Genomic DNA, 7,861 nt, shown 5'->3' with positions numbered 1-7,861 from the left:
ATGGATCCCGCGTCCAGAATGCAGGGGTATGCTGGCACATCGGGTCACGTGACCCCTTCAGAGCGCGAGAGGCGGTGATGGCGATGTCCGGTGATAGTTGCGACGCCGCCTTCGTTGCGTCGCGTCTGACGGCATCCGTGCTTTGAGCTTCGGCTCCGCACCTGCACGTCCTGCTCCGCAGCCGTCGGCGGCGTCTTCCGCCCCCTGACGAATTCTGCGCACGCCCTCTCTGACCGGCGTGCGCCTGCGAGAAACGGAGCCAGCCATGGCCCTCATCGACAACGGCGTGTACGTCCACGGACGTCGCGTGGAGACCCCGAAGAACCTCGACGAGACCTACCGGTCTCTCGACGCCCACGGCGGCATCGCGTGGATCGGCCTCTACCGTCCGAGCCCGCAGGAGGTCACCTCGGTCGCGCGCGAATTCGACCTGCATCCGCTCGCCGTCGAAGACGCGCTCTCGGGGCACCAGCGTTCGAAGGTCGAGCGCTACGGCGACACGCTCTTCGCCGTGCTGCGTCCCGCCCGCTACCGCGACGAGCAGGAGTCGATCGAGTTCGGCGAACTTCACCTGTTCGTCGGCCCCGACTTCGTCGTGACGATCCGGCATGCCGAGTCGCCCGACCTCGTGGGCGTGCGCCGCCGCATGGAGGCGCACCCCGAGCTGCTCGCGATGGGGCCCGAAGCCGTGTTCTACGCGATCCTCGATGAGGTCGTCGACGGGTACGAGCCGATCGTGACGGGTCTGCTCAACGACATCGACGAGATCGAGGACCAGCTCTTCGGCGACAGCGACGACGACGCCCTCTCGCGCCGCATCTACGAGCTCTCGCGCGAGGTCATCAACTTCCAGCGGGCGGTGCACCCCCTCGCCGGGATGCTCGAATGGCTGCGCCGCGGGTCGGAGAAGTACCGCATCGACGAGGAGCTGCAGCGCTCGCTGCGTGACGTGCTCGACCACGTCATCCGGGTCAATGAGCGGGTCGACTCGTTCCGCGCGATCCTCGAGAACGCCCTCACGGTGCACTCCGCGCTCGTCGCACGGCGGCAGACCGAGGCGGGGCTGGCGCAGAACGACGAGATCAAGCGGATCTCGTCGTGGGCGGCGATCATCTTCGCACCCACGCTCGTCGGCACCGTCTACGGCATGAACTTCGACGTCATGCCCGAGCTGCACTGGGTGCACGGATACCCGATGGCGATCGGCGCGATGGCCGCCTTCGCAGTCGCCCTCTACGGGGTGTTCAAGTACAAGAAGTGGCTCTGAGGCGCGGGGACTCAGCGATCGCGCACCTCGATGCTCGCGACATCGAGTTCGTCATCGAGCTGCACGAGGATCCGGGAATCGGGGAACTGCTTCGGCGCATCGAAGGCGATCAGCACCGCGTCGGCGAACACCACGACGGAGGTGGCTTCGAGATCGTCGCGCAGGTCGGTCTGCTCGATCACGGGCTCGTCGTCGACCGCCTCGTCGATGTCGTCGGCGACCTCGTCGATCACCGCACGCCATCGCGTCTCTGATACCGACAGGATGCGGGCGATCGCCGCGAGCAGAGCGTCGGCGTCGAGGCCGTCTTCGTCATCCTCGAGCTCGGGGTCGAGTTCGGGGTCGACGTTGACGGTGACCACCGCGCCGGCGGCGTCGATCGTCGCACGGCCGTAGATCAGACCGTTCTCGGCGACCGGGTCATCGAGCAGACCGCTGTCGACGATGCGGGCGAGAAGGGTGTCGAGCAGGGGGGAAGGCATACGACCAGTCTTCCACCCACGCCGCGGCTAGTCTGTAGGGCGTGTCGCACGCCGAATCCCCCGCATCCGCCGCATCCGCCGCATCCGATCTCCAGCGTCTCGCCGACGTGCTCGCACAGGCCGAACCGCTGAACTGGGTCATCACCGGCGACTCGATCACGCACGGACTCGTGCACACGCAGGGCGGCCGCAGCTACGCCGAGCATCTGCACGAGCTGATCCGCGGGGAACTCGGGCGCACCCGTGACGTCGTCATCAACACCGCGATCAGCGGGCACCGCATCACCGACATCCTCGGCGACTGGGACCGACGCATCGCGTCGTGGCATCCCGACATCGTGACCCTGATGATCGGCACGAACGACATGGCGACCGGCCCAGGCCAGATCACCGTCGCGCCTTCGGACTTCGTCGCGTCGCTGCGCGAGTTCGTCACCCGTGCACGGGCCGCCGGCACGATCGTCGTGCTGCAGACGCCGCCGTCGATCGACATCCCGAACGCGCCGGGCCGCGAGCGGATCGTCGAGTTCGCGGATGCCGTGCGCGAGGTCGCCGGATCGGAAGACGTGATCCTCGTCGATCAGCATGCGCGCTTCACCGACCTCGGCAACGGCGGAGTGCCGTGGGGAATGATGAACGACCCGTTCCATCCGAACGCCGCAGGTCACGCCGCGCTCGCGCTCGAACTCGCGAACGCCCTCGACATCTGCCCGCAGCCCGAGGTCGACCGCACCCTGCCACTGCTCGAGGCGCGGGTGATGGCGGCGCGCCTGAACGGCTAGCGGCCGCATCCGTCCCCGCCTCGGCCCGTCGGCCCGCCCGTCCGTCCGTCCCGAGCCAGGCGGGGCCAGTTACGCACCGCGCAGGGCCATTTCCGATGCGAAAGTGGCCCCGCACCCACGGAGAGGTGCACAAGTGACCCCGCATCCGCCGGGGAGATGCACAAGTGACCCCGCATCCGCCGGGGAGATGCACAAGTGACCCCGCACCGAGGGGCCAGCCCGCACTACGCGGCCGCACCACGCACCCGTGCCCATGCGACGCGCGCATCGACGCACGCGCCCGGACCGGGTGATGCCACCGCGCAAAACCCCCGCACGTCAATACGGCGAGCTGTGGCGCCTCCGCCGCGTTCCGGTCGCAGTTCGTGCCGTCGGATGCGGGCTCACGCGGCACAAAGTGCAACCGGAACGGGATGCGACATGAACCGCGAGAAAGCTTCAGTATTCGGTGTTGCTAAGTACCGGTACTCAGTGTTACTTTGTACCGGTACCCAGCAACACTGAGTACCGAACCGACGGAAGAAGGTCCCGATGGGCAAACAGATGACCGAGATGCTCAAAGGCACTCTGGAGGGCATCGTCCTGGCCCTCCTCGCCGAGCAGCCGGCCTACGGATACGAGATCACCACCCGCGTGCGCGATCACGGGTTCACCGACATCGCCGAGGGCACGATCTACGCACTCCTCGTGCGCGTCGAGCAGAAGAAGCTCGTCGACGTCGAGAAGGTGCCGAGCGAGAAGGGCCCGCCCCGCAAGGTCTACTCGCTCAACCCCGCAGGCATGCAGGAGCTCGAGGAGTTCTGGAAGACCTGGGGCTTCCTCACCCAGCGCATCGACAGCCTGCGCAACGACGACACCCACACGAACACGAACACGAACAACAAGGAGAACTGACATGGCCGCGAAGTGGATCGAAGCGCTCACCGGATCGCTCGAGCAGAAGAAGCAGTACCGCGATGCGAAGAAGCGCATCGACGCCCTCCCCGAGCCCTACCGCTCGGTCGCGAACGCCCAGCACCGCTACACGATGTACTACGGGGGCATCACCGACGGCGACATCCTCGTGCAGATCTTCCTCGACCTCGCCGACCTGTGGGAGCGGGCGTCGCTCGACGGCACCCCGGTCAGCGACATCGTCGGCGACGACGCCGTCTCGTTCGCCGAGACCTACGCCGAGGCCTACGGCGGAACCCACTGGATCGACAAGGAGCGCGCCCGCCTGACGAAGGCGGTCGACGACGCGAAGAAGAGGGAGTCACGATCATGACCGCACCAGCCATCGCCGTCCGCGGCCTCGAGAAGTCCTACAAGGACCTCCACGTGCTGCGCGGCGTCGACTTCGAGGTCGAGAAGGGGTCGATCTTCGCCCTCCTCGGCTCGAACGGCGCCGGCAAGACCACGGTCGTGCGCATCCTCTCGACGCTGTTGACGTCGGATGCCGGCACGGCCGCCGTGCAGGAGATCGACGTCGCCGCCGACCCGCTCGCCGTGCGACAGAAGATCAGCCTCACGGGGCAGTTCGCCGCGGTCGACGAGATCCTCACCGGCCGCGAGAACCTCGTGCTGGTCGCGAAGCTTCGGCACCTTCCCGATCCGGCATCCGTCGCCGACGAGCTGCTCACCCGCTTCCGGCTCGTCGACGCCGGTGCACGCAAGGTCGGCACGTACTCGGGCGGCATGCGCCGTCGACTCGACATCGCGATGAGCCTGGTCGGTCACCCCGAGGTCATCTACCTCGACGAGCCGACCACGGGCCTCGACCCCGAAGCCCGCATCGAGGTGTGGAACGTGGTCAAGGAACTCGCCGACACGGGCACCACGGTGCTGCTGACGACGCAGTATCTCGATGAGGCCGAGCAGCTGGCCGACCGCATCGCGATCCTGCACGAGGGGCGGATCATCGCCAACGGCACCCTCACCGAGCTCAAGCGCCTGCTGCCGGCCGCGAAGGTCGAGTACGTCGAGAAGCAGCCCTCGCTCGAGGAGATCTTCCTCACCCTGGTCGGCACCACGTCGACCGCAGAACCCGGAAAGGAGAACGCAGCATGAGCACGCACTTCGTCGCCGACACCGCGACGCTCACCGGTCGCTCGATGCGGCACATCTTCCGCAGCAGCGACACCATCATCACCACGGCGGTCACCCCGATCGCGCTGATGCTTCTGTTCGTCTACGTCTTCGGCGGAGCGCTGAAACAGAGCATCGGCGCCGAGAACTACGTCAACTATCTGCTTCCCGGCATCCTGCTGATCGCTGTGGCCTCCGGCATCGCCTATACGTCGTACCGGCTGTTCAACGATCTGCAGAGCGGCATCTTCGAGCGCTTCCACTCCATGCCGATCGCCCGGTCGAGCGTGCTGTGGGCGCATGTTCTCACCTCGCTCGTCGCGAACGGCATCACGCTGGCGATCATCTTCGCCGTCGGGTTCGTGATGGGATTCCGCACCGGAGCCGGCCCCCTGGCGTGGCTCGCCGTGATCGGCATCCTGCTGCTGTTCACCCTGGCCCTCACGTGGCTGGCGATCATCGCAGGACTCAGCGCCAAGACGCTCGACGGGGCGACCGCGTTCTCGTATCCGCTGATCTTCCTGCCGTTCATCAGCTCGGCCTTCGTGCCCACCGAGACGATGCCGGGCCCCGTGCGCTGGTTCGCCGAGAATCAGCCGGTCACCTCGATCGTGAACACCATCCAGGCGCTGTTCGCCGAGAAGCCGGTCGGCACCGACATCTGGGTCGCCCTCGCCTGGTGCATCGGCATCCTGGTCGTCGCCTACGTGTTCGCGATCATCGCCTACCGCAAGAAGGTCAGTTGAACGTCTGCAGTGAGACGGAACGCTTCGTCCGGGCCCCTCGCCCGGCCGGGGCGTTTCGCCGCGCTCGGCGTCGGCTTCTTCGGCTCGGTTCCTGAGTTCAGGACTGTTGCTCGGCAGGAGGACTGCGCCTCGGGAGGAGGACCCTGCTCTGAGGCTCCTCCCGAAGGGCGGATCTCCTCCCGACAGGAAGGGGGCCGGCCTTGCCCGGCCGTTCCGAAGGAGATCTCGCGCTGCGAAGGACCAGATCGCCGCATCCGTCCTTCGATACGCGTGATCTCCTTCGCTGGCGCAGAGCACGGGGGCGGAGGATGCGGATGGGGATGCGGATGCGAGATGCGGGACGCGGGATGAGGGATGCGCCCGCCCTACCGCAGCCCGAGGGGGCCGAGCACGACGCTCTGCCGCGTGCGCACCCAGACCACACCGTCTTCCCGCCGCTCGGCACGGGTCGCGAAGCGATAGCGGTACGACACCGCGCGCACCCAGCGCGGCGGCTCGCCGTCGAACGGGTCTGTGCGCAGCAGGGCGAGGGTCGGAGCATCGGCCTCGAGGAGTCGCAGCAGGAACACCGTGAACCAGTCGTCGAGCGAGCGGCCGAGCGGCAGGAACCACATCAGCCAGTCGAGTCGCAGGTGGTACGGCGCGAACTGGCGAGGGATGCGGCGCACGTCGCCGGGCTTGCCCTTGAACTCGTACTCGCGCCACAGCAGGCCGTCGTCGTCGACCGATCCCTCGACGACGATCTCGACCCGCTGCTTCGTCACGGTACCGAAAGCGCCGTAGGCGTTGGCGAGCTGCCAGCGGTTGAAGCTCGCATTCATCGCCTGCCGCCGCGCGAACAGGTTGCGCAGCGCCGGCCCGCTCAGCACCAGATACAGCAGCCCGACCGCCGCCGTGATCACGAACCAGTACAGCGGGATGCCGGGCCACGGCACGGCCTCTGCGTTCGCTGCCTCGATCGGCCGCCCTACCCCCGGCAGCCCGATCGCCGACAACGCGATCACGATCGTGACCCCGTTCAGCCAGGCGAAGTTGCCCGTGGCGACGAGCCAGACCTGCGTCGCGATGACGACGACGGCGGCCACGGCGCCGCCGATCTGCGGCACCGGGCCGGGAAGCCAGACCGACAGCAGCGGCGCGAACACGAAGAACGGCACGATGAGCTGCGCGACATGATTGCCGACGACCTCGCCCCGATGGAACCACCGCGGCAGCAGGTGAGCCTGCCGACTGAACGGCCCCGGCATCGGCTGCGTCTCGTGGTGGAACATCAGGGCGGTGAGGTCGCGCCATTCGCTCCCGCCCCGGATCTTGATCATGCCCGCGCCGAACTCGACCCGGAACACCAGCCACCAGAACAGCACGATCACGACCGTGGGCGGTGGCTGGTCGTTCGAGCCGAGGAAAGCCGCGAGGAACCCGGCCTCGAGCAGCAGCATCTCCCACCCGAACGAATAGAACGTCTGCCCGATGCTGACGATCGACATGTAGCCGAGCCACAGCACGAGGAAGCACAGCATCGGCACCCACGGCGGACCCCACTGCGGGATGCCGATGACCAGCAGCGCCGAGACGACGATTCCCGCCGCACAGAGCAGCACCAGTCGCCGATCGGAATAGCGGATGCGGAGGAAGAGCGTCGGATGCAGCATCCGTCGTCGCGACTTCTTCTGCCCGACCCACTCGAGCAGCACCGGCGCGGGCAGCAGACCGTGCTCGCCGAGAAGCGGGCGGAACTGGTTCAGGCTCGAGATGAACGCGACGAGGTACAGCGCGGCGATGCCCCGCTGCAGCACCTCGCGAGCGAACCCGAAGTCGACTGCTGCGAACCCATCCACGGGCACAGGCTACGCCCGGCGCCCGGTGCCGCAGAGGGGGTTGCGTTCCACAGGCCCTCCCGAGCATCACCCGACCGGAGCGGCAACCCCGTCGTCGCGACGGCCTCGGCGGGCGCGGCGGATCTCGAGCAGGGCGGCGCCCGCGAGCGCGACACCGATCAGCAGCGAACCGGCAAGGGTGTACCCCTGGGAACCTGTTCCTCCGGCGGCGGGAAGCTCGAACGTGGGAACGTCGCGCACCGAGATCGTGTTGTCGACGGCGCTGACCTGGGGGCTCGACTGGCCGGGCGCGATCGAGACCTCACCGGCGGCATCCACGACGATCTTCACCGCCTCGGCGAGCAGCGCGAACCCCTCGGGCGCCTTCGTCTCTTCGATCCAATACGTCCCCGGGCGCAGCCCGGCGGCCGCGAACACTCCGACCTCGCCCGCTACCAGCCCCGAAGCCACCGCAGTTCCGGGACTTCCTGCAGCGTCGGCGCGCAGTCGGAAGCCCGAGCCGTCCATCCGCACCCATTCGCCGTCGACGTCCTCGCCGAGCTTCTCGACGGTGATCGACGCCAGCACCTCGCGCGTGGTCGCATGTGCGGGATCGGTGTCTGTGACGCGTGCGCCACCCGAGGCCGGCTGGCCCGAGGCGGTCGCGGTGTTCTTGTGCAGCGTCCCGCCCGTCGTCGGC

General features: G+C 67.8%; 9 protein-coding genes. 6 read left to right on the top strand and 3 right to left on the bottom strand.

All coding sequences use genetic code 11. From position 1 onward, the window contains the following. Positions 1–265: 265 nt before the first annotated feature. Positions 266–1,267 (top strand): magnesium and cobalt transport protein CorA, encoded by a 1,002-nt coding sequence (locus J7E68_RS12350; protein ID WP_056310635.1) that lies wholly within the window; start codon positions 266–268, stop codon positions 1,265–1,267. Positions 1,268–1,278: 11 nt separating this feature from the next. Here J7E68_RS12350 and J7E68_RS12345 read toward each other — a convergent pair whose 3' ends face one another. Continuing rightward, positions 1,279–1,749 (bottom strand): cytochrome C5, encoded by a 471-nt coding sequence (locus J7E68_RS12345; RefSeq protein ID WP_251048933.1) that lies wholly within the window; start codon positions 1,747–1,749, stop codon positions 1,279–1,281. A gap of 41 nt (positions 1,750–1,790) precedes the next feature. Between J7E68_RS12345 and J7E68_RS12340 the strand changes: the two genes are divergently transcribed. From J7E68_RS12340 to J7E68_RS12320, 5 genes are all read left to right on the top strand, one after another. Beyond that, the gene (locus J7E68_RS12340) at positions 1,791–2,531 is read left to right on the top strand and encodes an SGNH/GDSL hydrolase family protein (RefSeq protein WP_215172982.1); all 741 of its coding nucleotides are present in this window, start codon (positions 1,791–1,793) and stop codon (positions 2,529–2,531) included. Between the two features lie 531 nt (positions 2,532–3,062). Further along, the gene (locus tag J7E68_RS12335; protein ID WP_215172980.1) at positions 3,063–3,425 is read left to right on the top strand and encodes a PadR family transcriptional regulator; all 363 of its coding nucleotides are present in this window, start codon (positions 3,063–3,065) and stop codon (positions 3,423–3,425) included. Position 3,426: 1 nt separating this feature from the next. Beyond that, positions 3,427–3,798, top strand: coding sequence for a DUF1048 domain-containing protein (locus tag J7E68_RS12330; protein WP_215172978.1), 372 nt, complete (start codon positions 3,427–3,429; stop codon positions 3,796–3,798). Further along, on the top strand, positions 3,795–4,580 hold the full coding sequence (locus J7E68_RS12325; RefSeq protein ID WP_215172976.1) for an ABC transporter ATP-binding protein: 786 nt from the start codon (positions 3,795–3,797) through the stop codon (positions 4,578–4,580). The genes J7E68_RS12330 and J7E68_RS12325 overlap by 4 nt, the downstream gene beginning before the upstream one ends. Further along, positions 4,577–5,344 carry an ABC transporter permease gene (locus tag J7E68_RS12320; protein ID WP_215172974.1) on the top strand — a complete coding sequence of 256 codons (768 nt, stop codon included), beginning with the start codon at positions 4,577–4,579 and terminating at the stop codon, positions 5,342–5,344. The genes J7E68_RS12325 and J7E68_RS12320 overlap by 4 nt, the downstream gene beginning before the upstream one ends. A 365-nt stretch (positions 5,345–5,709) precedes the next feature. Here J7E68_RS12320 and J7E68_RS12315 read toward each other — a convergent pair whose 3' ends face one another. Both J7E68_RS12315 and J7E68_RS12310 read right to left on the bottom strand, forming a co-directional pair. Then, positions 5,710–7,182, bottom strand: a complete 1,473-nt coding sequence (locus J7E68_RS12315; RefSeq protein ID WP_215172972.1) for a lipase maturation factor family protein — start codon at positions 7,180–7,182, stop codon at positions 5,710–5,712. Between the two features lie 66 nt (positions 7,183–7,248). Then, positions 7,249–7,861 (bottom strand): prealbumin-like fold domain-containing protein (locus tag J7E68_RS12310; protein ID WP_215172970.1); only part of this gene is annotated, 613 nt, incomplete at its 5' end.

This window comes from Microbacterium sp. ISL-103, assembly GCF_018613995.1.
GTDB lineage: Bacteria > Actinomycetota > Actinomycetes > Actinomycetales > Microbacteriaceae > Microbacterium.
The sequence above is the reverse complement of the archived record's forward strand: the minus strand, read 5'-3'. Positions and strand labels throughout refer to the sequence as shown.

What these genes read in the sequence shown, in the direction of transcription:
- J7E68_RS12350 (WP_056310635.1), top strand. Translation starts at nt 266, where the DNA reads ATGGCCCTCATCGACAACGGCGTGTACGTCCACGGACGTCGCGTGGAG.
- J7E68_RS12345 (WP_251048933.1), bottom strand. Translation starts at nt 1,749, where the DNA reads ATGCCTTCCCCCCTGCTCGACACCCTTCTCGCCCGCATCGTCGACAGC.
- J7E68_RS12335 (WP_215172980.1), top strand. Translation starts at nt 3,063, where the DNA reads ATGGGCAAACAGATGACCGAGATGCTCAAAGGCACTCTGGAGGGCATC.
- J7E68_RS12330 (WP_215172978.1), top strand. Translation starts at nt 3,427, where the DNA reads ATGGCCGCGAAGTGGATCGAAGCGCTCACCGGATCGCTCGAGCAGAAG.
- J7E68_RS12325 (WP_215172976.1), top strand. Translation starts at nt 3,795, where the DNA reads ATGACCGCACCAGCCATCGCCGTCCGCGGCCTCGAGAAGTCCTACAAG.
- J7E68_RS12320 (WP_215172974.1), top strand. Translation starts at nt 4,577, where the DNA reads ATGAGCACGCACTTCGTCGCCGACACCGCGACGCTCACCGGTCGCTCG.